At 48.2% G+C, this 20,623-nt stretch carries 18 protein-coding genes; 8 read left to right on the top strand and 10 right to left on the bottom strand.

Annotated features, from left to right (window positions below; all coding sequences use genetic code 11):
• Positions 1-14 precede the first annotated feature (14 nt).
• Positions 15-878 (bottom strand): YicC/YloC family endoribonuclease, encoded by an 864-nt coding sequence (locus EZMO1_RS00765; RefSeq protein ID WP_034879115.1) that lies wholly within the window; start codon positions 876-878, stop codon positions 15-17.
• A gap of 402 nt (positions 879-1,280) precedes the next feature.
• On the opposite strand from EZMO1_RS00765, the gene rph reads away from it, so the two are divergent.
• Positions 1,281-1,997 carry a ribonuclease PH gene (gene rph / locus EZMO1_RS00760; RefSeq protein ID WP_034879114.1) on the top strand — a complete coding sequence of 239 codons (717 nt, stop codon included), beginning with the start codon at positions 1,281-1,283 and terminating at the stop codon, positions 1,995-1,997.
• Positions 1,998-2,243: 246 nt separating this feature from the next.
• Positions 2,244-2,840, top strand: a complete 597-nt coding sequence (locus tag EZMO1_RS00755; RefSeq protein WP_034879113.1) for an AAA family ATPase — start codon at positions 2,244-2,246, stop codon at positions 2,838-2,840.
• Positions 2,841-2,861: 21 nt separating this feature from the next.
• On the opposite strand, the gene EZMO1_RS00750 is transcribed toward EZMO1_RS00755, so the two are convergent.
• A complete protein-coding gene (locus EZMO1_RS00750; protein WP_034879112.1) occupies positions 2,862-3,638 on the bottom strand; it encodes an exodeoxyribonuclease III in 777 nt (258 codons plus the stop codon).
• A gap of 389 nt (positions 3,639-4,027) precedes the next feature.
• Between EZMO1_RS00750 and pyrE the strand changes: the two genes are divergently transcribed.
• Positions 4,028-4,672 carry an orotate phosphoribosyltransferase gene (gene pyrE, locus EZMO1_RS00745; protein WP_034879111.1) on the top strand — a complete coding sequence of 215 codons (645 nt, stop codon included), beginning with the start codon at positions 4,028-4,030 and terminating at the stop codon, positions 4,670-4,672.
• A gap of 72 nt (positions 4,673-4,744) precedes the next feature.
• Here the strand turns inward: pyrE and EZMO1_RS00740 are convergent, their stop codons facing one another.
• The 5 genes from EZMO1_RS00740 to coaBC form a co-directional block, all read right to left on the bottom strand.
• A complete protein-coding gene (locus EZMO1_RS00740) occupies positions 4,745-6,853 on the bottom strand; it encodes an alpha-amylase family glycosyl hydrolase (protein WP_034879110.1) in 2,109 nt (702 codons plus the stop codon).
• Between the two features lie 168 nt (positions 6,854-7,021).
• Entirely contained in the window at positions 7,022-7,612 is a 591-nt protein-coding gene (gene slmA, locus EZMO1_RS00735) for a nucleoid occlusion factor SlmA (RefSeq protein ID WP_034879108.1), read from the bottom strand.
• A complete protein-coding gene (argB, locus tag EZMO1_RS00730) occupies positions 7,605-8,543 on the bottom strand; it encodes an acetylglutamate kinase (protein WP_082212330.1) in 939 nt (312 codons plus the stop codon). The genes slmA and argB overlap by 8 nt, the downstream gene beginning before the upstream one ends.
• A 159-nt stretch (positions 8,544-8,702) precedes the next feature.
• Positions 8,703-9,158, bottom strand: coding sequence for a dUTP diphosphatase (gene dut / locus EZMO1_RS00725; protein ID WP_034879107.1), 456 nt, complete (start codon positions 9,156-9,158; stop codon positions 8,703-8,705).
• Complete coding sequence (gene coaBC, locus EZMO1_RS00720) at positions 9,155-10,399, bottom strand: bifunctional phosphopantothenoylcysteine decarboxylase/phosphopantothenate--cysteine ligase CoaBC (RefSeq protein ID WP_034879106.1); 1,245 nt, start codon at positions 10,397-10,399, stop codon at positions 9,155-9,157. Before coaBC ends, dut begins: the two co-directional genes overlap by 4 nt.
• 428 nt (positions 10,400-10,827) lie before the next feature.
• On the opposite strand from coaBC, the gene EZMO1_RS26435 reads away from it, so the two are divergent.
• Positions 10,828-13,977 (top strand): coiled-coil domain-containing protein, encoded by a 3,150-nt coding sequence (locus tag EZMO1_RS26435; protein ID WP_222842169.1) that lies wholly within the window; start codon positions 10,828-10,830, stop codon positions 13,975-13,977.
• A gap of 24 nt (positions 13,978-14,001) precedes the next feature.
• Here the strand turns inward: EZMO1_RS26435 and EZMO1_RS00710 are convergent, their stop codons facing one another.
• On the bottom strand, positions 14,002-14,976 hold the full coding sequence (locus EZMO1_RS00710) for a sugar-binding transcriptional regulator (RefSeq protein WP_034879103.1): 975 nt from the start codon (positions 14,974-14,976) through the stop codon (positions 14,002-14,004).
• A gap of 328 nt (positions 14,977-15,304) precedes the next feature.
• Here EZMO1_RS00710 and EZMO1_RS00705 point away from each other — a divergent pair, with 328 nt between their 5' ends.
• Positions 15,305-15,550 (top strand): HPr family phosphocarrier protein, encoded by a 246-nt coding sequence (locus tag EZMO1_RS00705; protein WP_034879101.1) that lies wholly within the window; start codon positions 15,305-15,307, stop codon positions 15,548-15,550.
• A gap of 96 nt (positions 15,551-15,646) precedes the next feature.
• Here the strand turns inward: EZMO1_RS00705 and tal are convergent, their stop codons facing one another.
• Both tal and ulaR read right to left on the bottom strand, forming a co-directional pair.
• A complete protein-coding gene (gene tal / locus EZMO1_RS00700; protein WP_034879100.1) occupies positions 15,647-16,597 on the bottom strand; it encodes a transaldolase in 951 nt (316 codons plus the stop codon).
• Positions 16,598-16,644: 47 nt separating this feature from the next.
• A complete protein-coding gene (gene ulaR / locus EZMO1_RS00695) occupies positions 16,645-17,430 on the bottom strand; it encodes an HTH-type transcriptional regulator UlaR (RefSeq protein WP_034879099.1) in 786 nt (261 codons plus the stop codon).
• Between the two features lie 393 nt (positions 17,431-17,823).
• On the opposite strand from ulaR, the gene EZMO1_RS00690 reads away from it, so the two are divergent.
• The 3 genes from EZMO1_RS00690 to ulaG all read left to right on the top strand — a co-directional run bounded on the left by EZMO1_RS00690 (position 17,824) and on the right by ulaG (position 20,600).
• Complete coding sequence (locus EZMO1_RS00690) at positions 17,824-18,120, top strand: MBL fold metallo-hydrolase (RefSeq protein WP_201772234.1); 297 nt, start codon at positions 17,824-17,826, stop codon at positions 18,118-18,120.
• An 82-nt stretch (positions 18,121-18,202) separates the two neighbouring features.
• On the top strand, positions 18,203-19,603 hold the full coding sequence (locus EZMO1_RS00685) for an IS1380 family transposase (protein WP_034873155.1): 1,401 nt from the start codon (positions 18,203-18,205) through the stop codon (positions 19,601-19,603).
• Positions 19,604-19,850: 247 nt separating this feature from the next.
• Positions 19,851-20,600, top strand: a complete 750-nt coding sequence (gene ulaG / locus EZMO1_RS00680; protein WP_086936368.1) for an L-ascorbate 6-phosphate lactonase — start codon at positions 19,851-19,853, stop codon at positions 20,598-20,600.
• Positions 20,601-20,623 lie beyond the last annotated feature (23 nt).

Below are 20,623 nucleotides of genomic sequence, written 5' to 3'. Positions count from 1 at the left end.
GCAGCCGCCCAACATTATTCAATGTTCTGAATCTGTTCTCTCATCTGCTCAATTAATACCTTGAGGTTAACCGCACTCTGGGTCAGCCCTGCATTCACAGATTTAGACGACAATGTGTTAGCTTCACGGTTCAGTTCCTGCATCAGGAAATCCAGTCTACGACCAATGCCGCCTTTTTTGTCCAGTGTCCGTTTCACTTCCTGAACATGGGTATCGAGACGATCAAGCTCTTCGTCAACATCCATCTTCTGGGCAAACATCACCATCTCCTGCTCCAGACGTTCAGGCTCAAGCTCAGCCCTGGCTTCTTCCAGACGATCCAGAATCTTCTGCCTTTGACCTTGAATCAGCTCTGGCAGAACCTTGCGGATCGTGCCCACTTCTTCGCTGATGTTATCCAATCGAGTCAGGACAAACTGTTTCAGTTCGCTACCTTCACGCTGACGCATACTGATCAGCTGGGCAATGGCCTCTTCAAACGCTTTCAGGGCAGCGGCATGAACCGGAGCGAGGTTCGTCTCTTCGCTCTCCATCACACCCGGCCAGCGCAGGATTTCCAGCGGATTAACACCGGCCGCATTGATAAACCAGGTTTCTACCTTGTTCACAGCCGCCTGAACATCTTCCAGAACGGCTTCATTAAGGTTCAGTTTCTGGGTGCCTTCTGCCAGCTGCAATCTAAGACTGCATTCAATCTTGCCCCGGTTAAGCTGCTTGCGCAGAACTTCACGTAATTTTGGCTCAATTTCACGAGCCTGTTCCGGCAAGCGAAAGTGAGGCTCCAGATATCGATGGTTAACAGAACGAATTTCCCACACCAGACTGCCCCAGTCTTCCTGGACTTGAACACGGGCAAAAGCGGTCATACTGGAAGTCATAAATAACTCTTTTCGAACTATTGTGCTCAACCACAAGGCCAAGCAAATAAAAGATGAACCAACCCGAACAAGGAGTATCACCATCTTTTACGATAAAAAAATGCCCTGAAGCCTTCCAGAGTCGGCTTGCAGATGAGAAAAAGGGACGGATTGTACGATTATCCGGAAGTTTATCCACAATTAAAACAATCTCATCAATAAAAAAGTGGGCTTACAGGCTGAAAATTGTTGATGACAAACCTCAAAACAGCAAGCCCGGTCTTCCGGCATCATTAAGAGCATTGCCAGAAGCCAGCCGGACTGACCGCAGAAGGGCAGACTATTCTCGGACAGCCTTCTAGCCTTCCTGACAGTCTGGGTTATAATCTCGCCTTTCCATTTCCGGCGGTAAAAGGTAATACCATGCGTCCTAGCGGCAGAACAGCTGATCAACTGCGCGAAGTTAAAATCACCCGAGAGTACACCATGCACGCAGAAGGCTCTGTATTGGTGGAGTTCGGAAATACCAAGGTTATTTGTACTGCATCCGTTGAAAAAGGTGTACCGCGTTTTCTGAAAGGTTCCGGTCAGGGTTGGGTAACCGCAGAATATGGCATGCTGCCCCGTTCCACCACCGACCGTATGGGTCGTGAAGCCGCTCGTGGCAAGCAGGGTGGTCGCACTCTGGAAATCCAGCGCCTGATTGGCCGCTCCCTGCGTGCTGCTGTTGATATGAAGAAACTGGGTGAAAACACCATTAATATCGACTGCGATGTCATTCAGGCCGACGGCGGCACCCGCACCGCGTCCATTACCGGTGCCTGCGTGGCTCTGGTGGATGCGATTCGTCACATGCAGCGTAAAAAGATGATCAAAACAGACCCGTTTGTTCAGCTGATCGCATCTGTGTCCGTGGGCATGTACAAAGGCAGCCCGGTGCTCGATCTGGACTACCCGGAAGACTCCAACGCCGGTACGGATATGAACGTTGTGATGACTGAAGAGGGTGGTTTTATCGAAATTCAGGGTACTGCAGAAGCCGCCCCCTTTAGCCAGAACGAAATGACGGCCATGCTGGCACTGGCAAAATCCGGCATTGAAGAACTGGTTGTTCTGCAAAAGAAGGCACTGGACGAGTAATTGCAGTATTGAACTTCAGGCTGGTTATTCAAACCTGCCTGAAGTTCAAAGAATCCACTCCGCTAAGCACCCATTCAACAGCTCCCCAAACAGAGTCTCAAAACCGCACTACTCTTGTATCTGTAAAATGAACTACCCCGGAGCAAGCTCCGGGGTATCAAGTTAGCTCTTGAGTAGTTCGCAGCAAGCTGCGGGGAATTAGACCCAAGGCTTCGCATTAAAAGCACAGTACAAGTTGTTATCGTTATGCTGATTTCACTGATTGGCTCTCACGGAACCGGTAAAACGACTCTGATCAACCAGTTGCGCCGACATCCCGGCAATGACTGGCCAGTGTTTACCGATTACTACAGAAGCACCGCCAAAAGTCTGGGTTACAGTCGGCCAAGGGATATTCTTCTGGAAGACAGCCCGAACAGGGACAACACCATTACGGCCATGACATCAGCAGCACTGGGCGCTATGCAGCAATGGTTCAGCCTGTATGCACCGGATGGTTATATTGACCTGGGGCCTCCTGCGCTGCTGGCTTATCAACGTTACTGGATGGCCGTCTGTAAAAAAACCGTTTCACCCTACCTGCTGCATCTTTGCCGGAAAGTTTCTGACCAGATAGACGGCTATGTTTACCTTCCAAGCAATCACTTTCCCATTGAGAAAGACACAATGCGTTCCGCTGACCCTATTTTTCAGCAGGATGTAGACCAGTGGATAAAACGATGTATTCAGGAGCTGGAAATACCCGACAGCAGGTTGTTATCGGTCAAAAGTGAAACGCCAGAGGCAAGAGTTGGGGAAGTGCAGGACTGGTTAACCGGTTTAGCTCCCACGCCTGTGGCGTGAGAGCTAACTATAAAATCCGGCTTAGAGACTCAGCTCCCAGTCGTAATCGATAATCACCGGACCATGTTTGGAGAAGGTCTGGTTTTTATAGATGCCACCATTCAGCACACGACTGCGCATACCGGCAGTGATGATCTGGTAGTCCAGTCGGATACCCATGTTGTCATTACGCAGCGAATCGTCTGCCCAGAAACTGTATTTGCCAGATTCACGATCCATTTCACGATAGGCGTCGTGAAAGCCCATATCGCCCAGCAGACCTTCCATCCATCCACGTTCAGCAGGTTGGAAACCGGACATTTCTTCCTGTTCACGCCAGTTGGCTACATCGATCTTACGATGCGCAATGTTCCAGGTACCCGCCATGATAAACTCGCGACGCTTGCGGCGCTGCTTGTTCAGATGGTGAGAATAGTTGTCGAGGAAGCGATATTTAAAGTTCTGGCTTTCGTCGTCGTGACCTTCCGGAACATAGATGCTGGCAATGCTGATTTTGTCGAAATCCGCCTGCAGATAACGTCCGGTTTCGTCCGCTTCAGGAAAACCCAACCCGCTGATAATGGCCTTTGGCGCCTGACGCGTATAAATCGCCACACCGCCCCGATCCGGTCTCTGGTAGCCACCATAGGCGTAGCAGAAGTAACCATCGAGCTGGAACTTGTCCTGCTCCAACGTATAGTCATCCTCACGGATGTCCTGTAGACAGATAACGTCGGCATCCTGCTCATTGAGCCAATCAAACAGGCCTTTTTCTCGCGCGTTATTAATGCCTTCGCAATTGAAACTGATAACTCTCATTATTGACTACACCTTGTCCGGGTCAGAGACGCTGCGGACATAAAGCAAAAGTCTGGCCAGTAACGACGTATCGTCATCACCATTGCCAGACCTGCCTGATACGGCTTAGCACTCTGGTCAAAACCAGCCGCCGGTCAAATTCGACCGATCGAAATAGGCAGTATCAGGAAAAAATGGGGAACTATATCGCACGAATCATACAGGTTCGGCAAATCTTTGTTTATCCGCATAAATGCGGCTCCTCACCAGACAGGCATACACAGAGGCTGACAAGCACACTCCGAACATGACTGATGATCATAAATTGCCGCACCGTGTGCTATACATGAGGGCTTACGGCGAATAGAATGCGCAGCCATTAACCAATGTGGAACAGGTTGAATAAGCTAATGTTTGATTACCAGAGAGAATTTATCGAGTTTGCCCTGGAGCAGGAAGTCATTCGATTTGGTGAGTTTACGCTCAAATCCGGTCGAAAATCCCCTTACTTTTTTAATGCAGGCCTGTTCAATACCGGTGAAGCCATGAGCAAACTGGGTAAGTTCTATGCTCAGGCGCTGGTTAATTCCGGGATCGAATTCGATATTCTGTTTGGACCCGCCTATAAAGGCATTCCGCTGGCAACCGCGACTGCAGTAGCATTGTCTGAACAACATGGGCGTAATGTCCCCTGGTGCTTCAACCGTAAAGAAGTGAAAGATCACGGCGAAGGCGGCAATATTGTAGGTGCTGCTCTGGAAGGCCGTGCGATCATTGTCGATGACGTCATCAGTGCAGGAACCGCTGTGCGTGAAGTCATGCAGATCATTGCGCCATCAGATGCGAGTCCTGCCGCTGTAATGATAGCACTGGATCGTCAGGAAAAAGGGCAGGGTGAACTGTCTGCGATTCAGGAAGTGGAGCGCGACTTCGGCATTCCGGTTGTCAGTATTATCAAACTCAAAGACCTTCTGACCTACGTAGAAGGCACAGAAGCGTTCAAGCAGTTTGCTCCGGCTATTCGCGCTTACCGTGAGCAGTACGGTGTAGAGTAATCCAGACGGAGAAAGGCTTCCTGTACGACACAGGAAGCCTTTCCAGTGAGCACTCTAACGACACTGACCTTTTTACTGACAGCGCCCTACATACAGACTTCCACCACGACCAGCCTGATCAATTCTGAAACTATAAACGTATTCACCCGCTTCCGGAATCACAATACTGGACTCCGTGCCATAGCCAGATGCTGTAGCCATATCCTGAATGGTTCCCAGCTGCACCGGTGCCGAACGGCTCACTGCCATCTCCGGACTCCAGTTGTCGCTGGCAAACTTAAACGAAAAGGCTGTAGAACGTGGCTCGTTCACGACGACCTGATACAGGTTGCCTCCCTTATAGCGAAATCTTCGACTGTCCGGCGTGGCAAGAAAATTATTCCCTCCCCGGTAGCTTCCCCGAACCCACATGTCTTTACCCAGAGGGCCTTTACCTTGAGCATCGGGCATATCACAGCGAGCCATATCATCGGCTATCATCGACACCTGCCCATCAGCGGTTTGAATATCGGTGGCTGATTCGATATTCAGGAAGCGACTCTCGAAGCCTTTCAGCCGAATGGTATAAATGCCCTGTTCATCAACCACCTCTGTATCATGCATCAGATCCACCAGAGAGCCGCTGCTGCCAATCGCAGAACCATTCACTCTCAACAGCACATCATCAGCACTGGCATTCACAATATATAGAAGATGGCTGTCGTCCAGATCCTTGCGATCCATATAAATCCGGTCATCGGAGTGAATATGGGTTCTGGCACCTCTGGATAATGCAGGGTAGTCATTACGAAGTTGCATTAACTGATTAAAGTAATGTCGCAAAGCCGCTTCGTCTTCAGAGAGTTCCGAGGCATCATTACGCCCTGAAATCCGCCCTACATGATCATCACACAAACCTTTCATGGCACAAATGTCGTCATCAACAGGCTGAATAAACCCTTCCGTACGAGCCCCCGTTTCTTCGTTATACAGTAGCGTCAGTGGGCCTGAATACGCAGCCATAAAGCTCATGGCCGCCCGATGACGAGCCCAGTATTCTTCAGAGCCGTAATCTGTAAGCTGCGCACGTTTCAGCAAATTGCCAAATCGGGGAACATCGTGGGTACTGAGCATCAGGTTTGGCATGGCGTGATCCGGATAGTTAACCGACATCTCCATGGCATTGGCCAGATGGGTCGCGGGACGACCATGGTTACCTTCCTTGTCGCTGCCAAAGGTTTGCACGACAGCGGTTCTCACCGGAAAATCAAAGGCTGAATAAAGAGCAGGCGTTTCATCGGTGCCATAGCCGGTTTCAGTAATATAACCGGCATCATTCCAGATCTCCGCCACCATATAGCCTAACGGATGAACCATTTCGCCTTCGTTATTTTCATAGGTCACTGACCGGGAAGCCTCTTCAACCGCAGCTCGCAGTTCAGGCCAGAATTCTACTGGCACCTGATAGGCCTGATCCAGTCGCCAGCCATCGATCTTCAGCTCTTTAATCCAATAGGTTGCCACTTCTTTAAAGAAATCCAGATCCTGTGGGTAGATGGCCTGACGACCGATACTGGTTTGTGGCTCTCCACCTTTTGAGAGTTTGTGTCCGGAAGGAGAAGGGTAGTCGCTGGCATTGTTTTTGAAATGCCCGAAAACACCATCAAAGAAAACGTACAATCCTCTGGCATGAGCCTCTTCAACCAGATGACGAACGTCGTCCATAGAACCAAAACGGGGATCAATCTCAAAGAAATGACTGGCGTAATAACCCGTTGCATCCAGTTTATCCGCCCAGACATCCTGACCATCCATGGGGACACTATGGAAAATCGGCGTCAGCCAGATGGCATTGAAACCAGATGCCTTGATGTAATCCAGCGACTGGGTAACCCCCGCCAGATCACCGCGATGGTGACTGGTACCATAACCATCGCCAAAGCCTTTATCAGCATCACCGTCGATAAACGCTTCGGTCATAATATGGAAAATGCGCAGATCACAAAACGCCGAGTGGGCTTTTGAACCTGACTCATTGTTACAGGCTAACCGGCTTTCCTGCTCTCCCAAAGCACCCGCCACTTCCACCCAGTCTTTAACCTGTCCGTTTGATGGTGTATTTCCGGGTGCTGACTGTTCCGGTGTTGAAACACAACTGGCCAGCAATACGCTGATACTTACAGCCAGCAGAGACTTCTTCATACCTTTCCCCTGTTGATTTTATTCAGGCTTCATTATCGGGGGGAATAAAACAGGGCTCGATATGTAAATGTTTCCAGTCACCGACAGGAAACAGGCTGAAATGTTCAGTGTCCGGATACAGAAAAAGCCCACACGGGGCTTTTTCAAGACGACACAGGCAAGATACGTTTACCGGAATACAACAGCAGACACATCCCGCCACTGATCCTGCCACAGCTCGGTAGGCTTGCGTTTAAATTCGCTGCGTACAAACTGACCGATGCGTCCTTCTGCCAGTGCCAGAATCATGTTGGATGTTGTTCCAACGGTTGAACGGGTGCGCAGACCTTCATTGAGTTCCGCTTCCCGCAGAATCTGTTTGATCTGGGTTTCCAGACGGTCAAACAGCTGGATCATACGGTGTCGCAGACGGTCAGGCTCTCCTGCCAGCGCATCACCGTTAATGATGCGGGTCAGCCCCGGGTTACGCTCGCAGAACGTTAACAGCAATGTCAGAATTTTCTCGCAACGCTTCAGGGCCTCCGGCTCATCGTCCAGAATCAGTGCAATGCGGGAAAACAGGGTTTCTTCTATAAACTCGATCAATCCTTCGAACATTTTCGCCTTACTGGGAAAGTGCCGGTAAAGCGCCGCTTCCGATACGCCAACTTCCTTGGCCAGTGCAGAAGTCGTGATTCGAACACCTGGTGATGTTTCCAGCATATGCGCCAGAGCCTGCAGGATTTGATCTTTGCGAGAAATTTTCTGTGGTTTAACCATTACAGCCAGATACCGTCTCCACATGTTCTCCGGTAATCAGGGTACCAACCCCCCGATCGGTTAACAGTTCCAGCAACAATACATGGGGCACCCGCCCGTCAATAATCAGTGCTGTGTTAACCCCATTACCGACAGCGCTCAGGGCGCACTGAATTTTGGGCAACATGCCACCATAAATGGTGCCATCATCAATCAGGGTCTGAACCTGTTCAGCATTCAGACCGGTTAGCAACTCGCCATCCTTGCTTAGCAATCCCGGGGTGTTGGTCAGCAGCAGCAGTTTTTCAGCCTGCAAGGCTTCTGCCAGCTTACCGGCCACCAGATCAGCATTAATATTGTAAGACGCGCCGCTGTCATCGACTCCAATGGGAGCGATAACGGGAATGAAGTCAGAGTCCTGCAGCATTTCAACAATGCTGGTATCTACCGACTCCACCTCACCGACCTGTCCAATATCAATAATCTCAGGTGCCGTCATTTCCGGAGTTTTGTGGGTGACCTTAAGACGTTTGGCTCGTATGAAACGACCGTCTTTTCCGGTAATCCCTACGGCTCTGCCACCGCTACTGTTGATCAGGGTAACAATTTCCTTGTTGACCAGTCCTCCCAGCACCATCTGGACAACGTCCATGGTGCTGGAATCGGTCACTCGCATACCCTGAACAAACCGGCTTTCGAGATTCAGCCTGTTCAGCATTTCACCTATCTGAGGTCCACCACCATGTACCACAACCGGGTTGATACCAACCGCTTTCAGCAGCACCACACTGCGGGCAAAGCTGCGCTTCAGCTCATCATTTTCCATCGCATTGCCGCCGTATTTAACGACAATGGTTTTGCCAGCATAACGCTGGAGGTAAGGCAGTGCTTCAGTCAGCACCAACGCCCTGTCCTGAAAATCCACGTTTGTGGACATGGTCGTCTTTTCCATTACTTCTCCGGTACTGTTTGTACCTTATTTTTAGAATCACTGATGGTTGTCTGAATCACCAGTCAAAAAAAGAAAGCATAATTATTCATTTCGACGGTCATAGTACAAGACTTAAAACCAATATTGTTTAACCAAAAGCGATTATTCATTCACATCTGATCAGTGTTTACCGGTATGTCCAAAGCCACCGGCACCGCGATCACTTTCTTCGAAACTGTCAACAATATCCAGTTCTGCCTGTACCACAGGCACCAGCACCAGCTGGGCAATACGCTCGCCCGGCTCAACGGTAAAAGTGGTATTGCCACGGTTCCAGCAAGAGACCATTAACTGTCCCTGGTAATCAGAGTCAATCAGACCAATCAGGTTACCCAGTACAATGCCGTGTTTGTGACCCAAACCGGAGCGAGGCAGAATCATGGCTGCCAGAGAAGGGTCTTCAATATGAATCGCCATACCAGTCGGCAGCAGTTCAGTCTGACCCGGTTCCAGTGTGATGGCTTCATCGACACAGACACGCAAATCAATGCCTGCAGACCCATCGGTCGCATGGGCAGGCAGTGGGAATTCGTTGCCCAGACGGTTATCCAGAATACGGGTTTTGATGGATCTCATGATTCCTGCTCTTCTTTCCACTGATGACTTTTCCACTGATGGTAGCCACGAGAGGCTACATTCAAAATCTTACGGGCCAGCACTTTTTTGGATGCTTTCGGGAGCGCGGTTTGCATACCTTCAGCCAGCATGGTCACTTCATTGCTATCACTGGAAAAACCAATGGATTGATCCGAAACGTCATTGGCGACAATCATATTCAGCTTTTTCTTCTGCATTTTGCTGGTCGCATATTCGATGACATGGCTGGTTTCAGCCGCAAACCCAATAACAAACGGAGCATTCTCCCGCGCCGCGACAGACGCAACGATATCCGGATTACGCACCAGCTTGAGCTCCAGAATTTCTTCAGAGTTGCCGGGGTCTTTCTTAATCTTGTCTTTCAGGATTTCAACCGGACGATAATCACTCACGGCAGCACAACCAATGAACAGATCAATGTCGTCAATGTTGTCCATAACGGCATCGTGCATTTCACGGGCACTGATCACATCAACCACTTTCACACGGTCAGGCTTGTCGAGGGTCACCGGACCACTGACCATTGTCACTCTGGCACCCGCTTCCACAGCGGCTTCAGCCAGTGCATAGGCCATTTTTCCTGAACTATGGTTGGAAATATATCGAACCGGATCAATGTCTTCCCGGGTGGGACCTGCTGTAATCAGGACATTCTGCCCCGTGAAAATATCGTGAGTAAACATTTCAGCGGTATGCACAGCGATTTCGTCAGGGTCCAGCATACGACCTGGTCCCACGTCACCGCAGGCCTGACTGCCATCAGCCGGGCCAAACATTTTCAGCCCTTTGCTCGCCAGCTTTGCAACGTTTTCCTGCGTGGTCTCATCACGCCACATACCCTGGTTCATGGCAGGCGCCAGACAGATTGGCGCGCCTGTTGCCAGACACAACGTAGTGAGCAGGTCATCGGCCTGACCACCGGCAAGACGGGCAATGAAATCAGCCGTTGCCGGGGCAACAAGAACAATATCCGCCCATTTCGCCAGTTCAATATGCCCCATGGCCGCTTCTGCACGAGTATCCAGCAGGTCGAGGTGTACCGGGTTATGAGACAGCGCCTGAAGTGTCAGCGGAGTGATGAACTCACAGGCTGCTTTCGTCATAACAACTCTGACATCTGCACCCAGCCTGGTGAGTGACCTGATCAGCTCAGCACTTTTATAGGCGGCAATCCCACCGGTCACGCCGAGGACAATCCGTTTATTGCATAAGCGTTGCATGGAGGTTCCTGAAAAGTTAGTACAGAATTTTGTTCGGGCTATTTTGTCTGAATTACCCGAAAGATAACAGTCGTTCTCCTGTTTTGTTGTTTTGTTGTCTTGCCCCTGCATGCATAACCGGCATTCCATGGATGGACATAACCAAAAAAACAACTATTTTAGATCGGACGAATTCTAAACTATGTTTTTTGCTCTCGCAGCACATGGGCGTCTCTGACAACCAATCGGACAAAAAGTAATACTGAGATACGTCGTAAGAATGTTGCCAAAAAACCCAGACAAAAATGTTCAGAAAAATGTTCAGAATGGTAAAAAATATGACACTTCGCTTTTTGCTATTTTTTTCAGCATATTTCTCGTGTTCATACCTTAACGCCTATAGTCTGCAATACCTTACAAGCAACTTTGGTATATCAGTCAACAATAATATGCTGCAACTGCCGTCTGATTGTTTCATTCACACTTGGGGGCAACGTGCAAGGCTCATTGTTAGGGATAATTCGGGCAATGCTCATGGGTTGGACATAGAGATAGCAGCACATGGTCAGCATCACCAACAACAATACAGTCTGGAAATTGATGGCCTGCGCTATTTTCTTCCACGTTTACATCGATACTCTAATACCCCCCTTCAGTATACCTACTGGCCAAACACTCCGCCGACACTTCCGGCGACTCCTTTCGTGGCGCCTCAAGCTACTTATTATTACCCGATGTTACCAGTTACTGGTTTGGTGGCACCTGGCGGCCAAGGGCATTTTTCCAAGCCCTCCACCGCCAACTCTGTTTCACACCAATTCATACCACAGCGAAACTATTGGTATGATCAATCTTCCGGAACAAACTCTAAACCAACCCGTGAAAATCGAACATTACAAGCTGAAAATAATCATCTTTCCGGTCAGTTACAAAAACAACAAAAGCAAGTTTCGAGCCAACAGAACACAATTGATCAACTGAAGGAGGAACTGCAAAAAACCACTGCACAACTGGAAAAAAAGACGGGCGAGACGAATGCGCTGGCTACGGAAAATGAAGAGCTGGCTAAGAAAAATGAAGAGCTGGCTACGACAAATGAAAAGCTGGCTACGACAAATGAAGAGCTGGCTAAAAAAATCAAGGCAAGCCAGCCACAGAAGGCATTACCCCCCAAACCTGAACAGATCACTCGGGAGACACAAACTAATTCGAGCCAGCGTCATGCTCATGCAGAAAGTCAAACCTTGCCTCCTGAACATCATATGGGTACTCAAACGGACCCGGAGATGATTGTACAATCACCCCAGACACCCCAGACACCCCAGACACCCCAGACAACACCAACTTATGTCAACGAAGTTCAAGATAACCCGAAAGAGTATGAGGAAGAAACGGAAGAAACGGAAAAAACGGAAAAAAAGAAAAAGAAAAAGAAAAAGAAAAAGAAAAAACCACATTCTGGTGCAACCAATTCAGAATATTCTGATACACAAAGCACAGAATTTGCAATGCTAACTTTATTACCAGAGCAGCCTGAACAACAGACTCCAACTGAATTTCCGAAATCGTTCGATATTTTAAGAAAAGAAATACAAAGAGAAAAGTTAAACATCAAGAAAACAGTAAAAGATAACATAGCTACTGGTAAAGCTGATAGACAATATGATCAAAAATCTGTTGAAAATAATGCCAACTTTGAGGGGACTATGGAGAAAGCAGAAATGATCAACTTACATTGCGAAAAATTCCTCAAGGGGGAACATAACGATTATCAAAAACCTGAAGAACCTGCACGTTACCTGAAGAAGGAACTTGAACAGAGTATGTTTGATGTATTAGACGCAAGTTTGATAATAATAAATCCCCTAGGTTCCAATCAAGAAACACAAAATCCATCTCCAAACCCAAACCCTGCCCAGGAGCTAAAAGATAAACTCTTTGGCGATAGCATAACTGCGATCTTAACGTCAAAACATTTGCAATTATGGATAAACCTGGTCAGCCAGTTTCCCGCTTTAATGCAGACAGGATCACCATTGTTTTTCCTGTTGGGATCTTTTTCCAATCCATCAATACTTGACACTATAACATCACTATCTAAAGAAGCAGGGAGTTATAAAAATAAAAACATTTCTACCACATCATTTCTTTACACTATCAAGGCTCGATTTAAGGAGCATGAAGGCCCCCTGAAAGACAAATTGTCACATTGTACCTTCGACTTTGAGAACAATCCTGATGCTATTTTTTCATTTATCTGGGCTGTTCTGGCAGCTGAATTTATGGGTGAGCGTGATTTGCTTGACCACCTTATGACATTTTTTCCCGACAACTATATCGAAAAGTTGGAAGCCTACATGGCAAACTTGGATAGTGGCAGTGAGCAACATCTCTGGTTAACATACAATCTTTTTTTTATTCTTTACTTTGAATATGAACGGCAGAAATTTATCCTTGAAAATCAAGAGCAACATGAATTGTCTTCTCTGGAGAGAATGCAAGCGCTTAACCAACAACTGCAAAGACTGATTAATCCAATTCTGATCAACCCGTCTGAAACTGAAGGAGCGAGCGCTCCCGGCCCACTAAGTCCACTACAACAGGTAAGCACTGATTCAGCGCTGTACCAGCAATGGCTTTCTGACTGTAGCGTAATTTCTTCCATGCTCGAGAACTTGCACGCAAACAACCAGCCCAATTTGCCCCATTACAATGCAGCACCGCTCAGCCTGTTATCTATGCTGATGATGGAACTGGACAATGCCAATAACCCTCTTGATCCCGGGCGCGAGTATGCAGACAACGCAACAAAGTCGCTTGCACAAAGTCTGAAATTTCAGTATGAAACTTTTGGTAATTTGTTTGACCTGCTCTCATCACTTGCCAGAGAAGAAAATACTGTTTCTTCTGAAGAAGAGTCCACTCAAGTCTCTGCCAATGCTTTTTTACATGAATTGCTAAACAACGTAAACAACGTAAACAACCCCGATATACAGCATTTATTGACTGCTCTTAATCAAAACGGAATAGATCCGAGAACTGTGACGGTCAATCAAATGATCAGTCATCTTCGCTCTTTTCGAGATCATTATCGTGGAGCAGAGAGCGAAATCGTAAACTCTATACGTCTTTTTCTTAAATCACTTGCCTGCTACCTGCGCAGGCCTATCATGTTGATTCTTCCTCCATCTGAAACAACCGGCCGTCATAGTGTATACCGTATCAGTGCCGACCCAAACCAGACTAAAGCGGAATCTGTTGAAGATGGGCAGGATCTTAATGACTATGAACGCTCTGAGCCAACGCTGATCCTGAGTTATCAACGATTAGAAAACGAAAACCGCCATGTTTGGCACCGCTTCACTAGGCCAGGCCAAAACCCACTACTGTCTAATTCTCAGCATCGCCAGTCCACTACGGTCGGCTCAGGACAAGACTCTTACCCGGGCGGCGCTGCTTCAGCTTTTTCTTCCAGCAATGGCCAACCAAACAGTACAGGCCGTCCAGAGCAGCCCATCAATCCGGACGATGATGCTTCAACCTCCCCTTACAGCAACAACGGTTTACCAGCGACCTTTCTTCCACAAAAGCCGTTTTAAACGGCCCAATGCCAAAGCTGTTGGCTACAAATGTTTTTCAGCCAGACTGAGTAAGGCAAGCGCATTATTAACGGTGGTGGCGAGTATACTGATACTCCCGGTCTGAAGCGCGCCAAAGGTAGCCAGCACTTTCGAGCTTTCGCTGGCAATGCCAATCACTTCCGGCATTTGTTTTAGTTCAGACGTCGTCAGCCCTATGATTCTGCCTTTTATATCGGATTCAACGTACTGCCCATCCAGCCGGAAAAAATCGTAACCCATCATATCGCCCACGGCACCTTGCTCACGTCGTACCTTGGCAAGCTCCTGTGGGGAAAACCAGTCCAACTTCACCGTATGGTTGTTTTCATTGAGATCCCCGATACCTACAATGCCGATATCGGCTTTGCGTGCACGATCCAGCGTCTGCTTAACGGTATCGTTCTGCATCAGCTGTTCGACCAGTTCCGGAGAGCCAACATAAGCCGGGGCATAGAGAGTTTCGGATACCCCGTTAAAACGTTTGGCCAGCTTACGACAAATATGATCGGCATTGATCTCGTCACCCGCCGGATGCGTACCGCCAATAGCCGACACGAAACGAACGTTACGGGGGTGAACAAATGTACTGGTCTCGGCGATAGCGGCAATATTCCGTCCCTGACCAACAGCAACGACATCACCATCCCTTAACGTGTCCGACAGGTACTTCAGCACCACTCGGGCCACCTGATTTCTTTGTTCTTCTTCCGATGACTGGTCAATGGCAACCAGTGCCGTCTTTAAGCCGAACGCTTTTTGCAGTTGATGCTCAAGATTGGTGCTGTAAACGGGGTGATGCCTGATATTGATCTCGACAATGCCATGATCCCTGGCTTTTTTCAGCAGGCGACCGACTTTAATCCTTGATATTTTATGCTCTCTGGCAATGTGATCCTGAGTCCAGCCTTCCTGATAGTAAAGAATAGAAACTCTGGTCAGTAGCTCCGTGTCACATTCTGCGCAATCAATAGACTCCATTTTTTCCTCATTGTTTGCTGAGCGGCATCATTATGTTCAGCACAAGATCGTATGAACACCTTCTGCTTCAGTTTCATATGAAATAATTGACGCAGATCAAAATAACGTACACCAAAATCGTCAATCATATGAACACAACCAGATCATATGATCCTACTTTTACAACAAGAAACAGATCTCTAATGCCTGACGCCGTAACGGGATTACCTGCGGCAAGCAGCCAAGAACCATAACAGCAACACGTCTGACCAACGGCGGATCTGTGCCTGCACAGGTCATGCATCATTTATACAGGGGGAAAGAAAGCGAACAGCTTTCTCGCAGAATTATGAAGACCATAACGATTAACCCGGGAACCGCCAGGAACATTACAAGCCGGTACCACAAACTAATGAAGGTCTGCAGCCTTTTCGACAGTAAAGTAATGTTTGAAGCGAACAACAATGTCGTTGATATTCAGTCAGGCAGAAAACTGATCAGTACCATGAAGATGGATGAAAACGTCACGCTACGCATTTCAGGCGACGATGAGTCTCAGGCTGTCATCTTAATCAGGGAGTGCATCGGCTATTGAAGTCACTGATTACACCATTCAGGGTTTATAACTAAAACCCTGAATGGTTAGGCTTTCTGATGATCAATCGACCATCGACTTATTTCAAGTAACTACTTATAGGTAACTACTCAACAAGCCTTCCAGCTTCTGCTGATCTTTGGCAAACAGTCGTATGCCTTCTGCCAGCTTTTCTGTCGCCATGGCATCTTCATTGTGCTCCCAGCGGAATACGGATTCAGTGATAGCTTCAGGCTGTCTGTCAGATATTTCAAACGGCTTCTGTAGTTTATGAGCAAGAGGCTCTTTGCTATTACTTAATTCGTCCAGCAATGGCGGAGCAATGGTCAGGCAGTCACAACCTGCCAGCTGTCGTATTTCATCAATATTTCTGAAGCTGGCACCCATCACAACCGTCTTGAAGCCATTCTGTTTGTAATAGTTGTAGATCTTACTCACTGAAAGAACACCAGGATCTTCTTCCGGTGCAAAACGTTCCACGCCTTGACTGGCTTTATACCAGTCCATTATCCGACCGACAAAAGGCGAGATCAGGTAAACGCCGGCATCTGCACACGCTTTAGCCTGTGCAAAAGAAAACAATAGCGTCAGATTACACCGGATTCCCTGCTGTTCCAGAGTTTCGGCGGCACGAATTCCTTCCCAGGTAGAAGCAATTTTGATCAGGACGCGATCTGTATCCACACCGATAGAGCGATAAAGCTCAATTATTTTCTGAGCTTTCTTAACAGTGGCTTCGGTATCAAAAGACAATCGTGCATCCACTTCGGTTGACACCAGCCCGGGCACAACATCCAGAATGGCCTTGCCAATATTGACAGTCAGCCAGTCACAGGCAAGGGCAGCAATATCCTCTTCACCCTGAGCCTGTGCCCATTCAATGCTCTCTTTCAGCAACGGCTGATAGTCCGGCAGTGCTGCGGCCTTGAGAATAAGAGACGGGTTGGTGGTGGCATCAACCGGTTGATACTGGCGAATAGCCTCAATATCTCCCGTATCTGCCACTACTTTGGTGAGCTTCCTGAGTTGATCCAACTGGCTTTTCATACAATTACTCCGGTTGTTTTACTGTTTCAAAACGCAGGCTCCCCAACCTACGCTAATACAATCTCTATCCCTTTTTGTTCGAGGGCTTTCAGAATGTCCGGATCAGCTTCCCGTCCGGTAATCAGAATATCTATCTCGCTGGCGCGACAAAACAGCAAGCCACTCCTTACTCCCAGTTTGCTGCTGTCAACCAGCACCACCAGCTTGTCGGCCTGTTTCAGCATTCTCTGCTCAACCATCACTGTCATGGGGTCGACCTTGGTCAGCCCCTGATCAGTAAGACCGGCACCACTGGTAAACATGTAATGTGCTGAATAAAGCTGGGCATCACCTTCAAACGGCGTCATGGTACTGCTTGAACCTGCATAATACTGACCACCCAGGATGATGACCTTCTCATGCTTTTCAATGATCAGGTGGTTTGCCAGTGGCAGGTAGTTGGTAATAACCTGCACATCACGCCCGGCCAGTTTCGCGCCCATTATAAAGGCGGTTGTGCCACAGTTGATGATGACACTTTCTCCCTCTTTGCAGAGACTGGCAGCCACTTCTGCAATGCGGTTTTTTTCTACGGGATTATGAACGGCGTCAGCCGGTGGACTCATCAGCTGATAAACCGGTGCAGGCACCGGTTGAGCTGTTTCCGGTGTATTCTCCAGATTAACAGCCCCGTTACGAACCTTATGCAAACGCCCAAGGTCGTTTAATTTATTGATGTCCCGTCGGGCTGTTGCAGGAGAAATTGAAAACTGGCTGACCAGCTCCTGCACACTGATCTGCCCCATTTCTTTCAAGTAACTCAGTATTTCCGAGTGCCTGAGCTGTTCGTTCATATCGTTGCACCATTGTTATTCACGGCCTCGTTCTTCAAGGCTCATATAGGTTCTTACCTGTCTGCCGCCATGATTACATAAATGATTATATGATCATTTTTATGATTGTAAATGATTAGAAATCCTTGCTGGATGCATCTTTTTCAATCCCTATCTGACAAATTCATATATCTATCTGATTTTATTAAACTTTTTTGTTACTTATATGCCTGTTTTTCTATTTTTCCATGCAAGTTTTTGATGATTCATGTCAATCTTAATGATTACAAATGAAAACAATTGACTTAGATCACTTTAAATAATCAACTTAGGTCATTACAGTGATTAGCAAATCACAACAGCTCACAACAGAGCAGAACACTGCTTGACCAGTTAGAAGTAGAGGATTGATTGATGAACCGTGTCAGCGATATTACCAGAGAGTCCTGGATCCTAAACACTTTCCCCGAGTGGGGAACCTGGCTGAATGAAGAGATTGAACAGGAACAGGTTCAGCCCGGCACGTTCGCCATGTGGTGGCTGGGCTGCACCGGCATCTGGGTAAAGTCTGAAGGTAGCACCAACATCTGTGTTGATTTCTGGTGTGGTACCGGCAAGCGCACCCACGGCAATCCTCTGATGAAAAAGCAACACCAGATGCAGCGCATGGCGGGTGTTGAGAAGCTGCAGCCTAACCCGAATATTTCATAAAAGGAGGCAAGTTCCGCCCAATCACTTGATATAATTGGGTCGACCAAAAGAAAGCTTCGGAAGAAGCAAACCGGAACTTGCCATGCCCAAATCTACACAAGAACAGCTTCGTTTTCATCCCTCAAATGGAAAAACCATCCGGGCAGACTTCAATGGTGGGGAGTTATCTTCTGACTTTGGCACTCTGCTGCTACGGGAAACCATTCTGCAGAGCGGTCTTATCTGCAAAATGACTGATGCCATCAATGACAGACGCCATCAATCCTATATCGACCACTCCCTGAAAGAACTTCTGGTTCAGCGGGTTCTGCAAATGGCCTGCGGCTATGAAGATGCCAACGACAGTAACCGTTTGCGTAAAGACCCTATGTTCAAACTGGCCACTGGTCGCAATCCGTTGGACAGCGATAACCATCTCGCATCAGCGCCCACTTTTACCCGGCTGGGACAATCTATGACCCGCTCCGACATTTACAGGATGGCTGAAGCATTTGTGCATCACTTTATCAGCAGTTACAAGCTGCCACCTCCGGTGATCGTTATCGATCTTGATCATACACCGGCCATTACTCATGGTGGCCAGCAGATGAACCTGTTTAATGCCAAATATCAGGACTACTGCTACTTGCCCCTGATGATTTTTGAGGGACTCAGCGGCAAGCTGATTACGGCGATTCTTCGTCCGGGGAAAACCCCAACGGGCAAGGAAAATGCAGCTATTCTCGAACGGGTCATTCGGCTGCTTCGGAAAAAGTGGCCGAAAACCCATCTACTGGTTCGGGGAGACAGCCACTTCGCTCAACCAGAGTTAATGTGGGTGGTTCAGAATGCCCCTCATTCGGATTATGTCTTGGGCAAAGGTGCAGGCCACAAAACGGCTTTGCGGCCAAAAGCCAAAGAGTTGTTGGATGAAGCGCGTCAAGCTCTGAAGGTCAAGACTGAGCTGGCAAGACTGAACAACATGCCAGAACCTGATCGGCTCAGACTTTACGGGGAAGCAGAATACCAGGCCAAGAGCTGGAAAGGTCTCGATACCCGGATAATTTACAAGGCGGAGGTCAACCAAAAAGGCGACAACCCTCGTTTCATTGTGACGTCGATGAAGGAAGCTTCTCCAGAGGTAATTTATGAAGAGCTTTACTGTCCAAGAGGACAGGATGAGAACTTCATCAAACATCTGAAAAGTGATCTGTCCGGCGACAGATTGTCCGATCAGGGCTTTTTGGCTAACCATTTGAGAATGTTTTATGCCTGTGCCGCTTATGTTTTGCACTATGAGTTAAGAACCAAGACTTTGAAAGGTACGGAGCTGGAAAAAGCGCAGCCATCAACGGTGATCATGAAGCTCTGTAAAGTTGCAGTCAAAGTGGTTGAATATAAAGACCGAATTAAACTTCATCTGCCACGTAGCTGCCCATTCAAGAGGCTTTTGCAGCATGTGACAGAAGTCTTTTACCAGATGCCGATACTTCGACCGGGGTAGCAACTTTCATAATACTCAATCAAGGTACATAGCAACCAGATGAAAGAGCTTTGGGGCTTTCCGTTATCCTGAAATAGCAGGATTCGTTGATTAGCGTCTAATCTGTAAGCAAGTATGGGCTGCAATGTCTTTCACATGGTTAACAGAGCAACAGGCTTGCGGAAAAGTCCAAAATTAAGAGGATGGGATGGTAGTTGCTGCTTGTTTATGAAATATCCGGGCTAACCTGCGCACCTCTCCTTTCGTAATGGACCCATTCGCCATTAAGGAAGTGGATGCCATTCTGTCCACCCACGATCACAACGACCACATTGATATCAACGTAGCTGCTGCTGTTCTGCAAAACTGCGACGACTCGGTTCCCTTCATTGGCCCTGAAGCCTGTGTGAAAATGTGGACAGAGTGGGGCGTTCCAGCCGAGCGTTGCATTACAGTTAAGCCCGGTGACACCGTGAAAGTAGGCGACATGGAAATTGTAGCCCTGGAATCTTTCGACCGTACAGCCCTGATCACACTGCCCGTAGGCGTTGAAGCCAAAAACCAGCTGCCTGACGGCATGGACAAGCGTGCAGTGAACTACCTGATCAAGACCCCGGGCGGCAACCTGTACCACAGCGGTGATTCCCACTACTCCAACTACTACGCCAAGCACGGTAACGAACACCAGATTGACGTTGCCCTGGGTTCCTTCGGCGAAAACCCGCGCGGTATCACCGACAAGATGACTGCTTCCGATATCCTGCGCATGGGCGAATCCCTGAAGACCAAGGTGGTGATGCCTTTCCATCACGACATCTGGGCAAACTTCCAGAACGACCCGCGTGAAATCAAGGTTCTGTGGGAAATGAAGAAAGACCGTCTGCAATATCAGTTTGCTCCGTTCTTCTGGCAGGTAGGCGGCAAATACACCTACCCGACCGACCTGGGTCGTATGGAATATCAGCACCCTCGCGGTTTTGACGACTGCTTCACCATTGAACCTAAATTCAGCAGTTGAGCGATTACCCACCGCGCTCTAAG

This window comes from Endozoicomonas montiporae CL-33, from assembly GCF_001583435.1.
Taxonomy (GTDB): Bacteria; Pseudomonadota; Gammaproteobacteria; order Pseudomonadales; family Endozoicomonadaceae; genus Endozoicomonas_A; species Endozoicomonas_A montiporae.
Note: the sequence above shows the minus strand (reverse complement) of the source record. Positions and strands in the feature narration are given on the sequence as shown.

What these genes read in the sequence shown, in the direction of transcription:
- EZMO1_RS00765 (WP_034879115.1), bottom strand. Translation starts at nt 878, where the DNA reads ATGACTTCCAGTATGACCGCTTTTGCCCGTGTTCAAGTCCAGGAAGAC.
- rph (WP_034879114.1), top strand. Translation starts at nt 1,281, where the DNA reads ATGCGTCCTAGCGGCAGAACAGCTGATCAACTGCGCGAAGTTAAAATC.
- EZMO1_RS00755 (WP_034879113.1), top strand. Translation starts at nt 2,244, where the DNA reads ATGCTGATTTCACTGATTGGCTCTCACGGAACCGGTAAAACGACTCTG.
- EZMO1_RS00750 (WP_034879112.1), bottom strand. Translation starts at nt 3,638, where the DNA reads ATGAGAGTTATCAGTTTCAATTGCGAAGGCATTAATAACGCGCGAGAA.
- pyrE (WP_034879111.1), top strand. Translation starts at nt 4,028, where the DNA reads ATGTTTGATTACCAGAGAGAATTTATCGAGTTTGCCCTGGAGCAGGAA.
- EZMO1_RS00740 (WP_034879110.1), bottom strand. Translation starts at nt 6,853, where the DNA reads ATGAAGAAGTCTCTGCTGGCTGTAAGTATCAGCGTATTGCTGGCCAGT.
- slmA (WP_034879108.1), bottom strand. Translation starts at nt 7,612, where the DNA reads ATGGTTAAACCACAGAAAATTTCTCGCAAAGATCAAATCCTGCAGGCT.
- argB (WP_082212330.1), bottom strand. Translation starts at nt 8,543, where the DNA reads ATGGAAAAGACGACCATGTCCACAAACGTGGATTTTCAGGACAGGGCG.
- dut (WP_034879107.1), bottom strand. Translation starts at nt 9,158, where the DNA reads ATGAGATCCATCAAAACCCGTATTCTGGATAACCGTCTGGGCAACGAA.
- coaBC (WP_034879106.1), bottom strand. Translation starts at nt 10,399, where the DNA reads ATGCAACGCTTATGCAATAAACGGATTGTCCTCGGCGTGACCGGTGGG.
- EZMO1_RS26435 (WP_222842169.1), top strand. Translation starts at nt 10,828, where the DNA reads ATGCTGCAACTGCCGTCTGATTGTTTCATTCACACTTGGGGGCAACGT.
- EZMO1_RS00710 (WP_034879103.1), bottom strand. Translation starts at nt 14,976, where the DNA reads ATGGAGTCTATTGATTGCGCAGAATGTGACACGGAGCTACTGACCAGA.
- EZMO1_RS00705 (WP_034879101.1), top strand. Translation starts at nt 15,305, where the DNA reads ATGAAGACCATAACGATTAACCCGGGAACCGCCAGGAACATTACAAGC.
- tal (WP_034879100.1), bottom strand. Translation starts at nt 16,597, where the DNA reads ATGAAAAGCCAGTTGGATCAACTCAGGAAGCTCACCAAAGTAGTGGCA.
- ulaR (WP_034879099.1), bottom strand. Translation starts at nt 17,430, where the DNA reads ATGAACGAACAGCTCAGGCACTCGGAAATACTGAGTTACTTGAAAGAA.
- EZMO1_RS00690 (WP_201772234.1), top strand. Translation starts at nt 17,824, where the DNA reads ATGAACCGTGTCAGCGATATTACCAGAGAGTCCTGGATCCTAAACACT.
- EZMO1_RS00685 (WP_034873155.1), top strand. Translation starts at nt 18,203, where the DNA reads ATGCCCAAATCTACACAAGAACAGCTTCGTTTTCATCCCTCAAATGGA.
- ulaG (WP_086936368.1), top strand. Translation starts at nt 19,851, where the DNA reads ATGGACCCATTCGCCATTAAGGAAGTGGATGCCATTCTGTCCACCCAC.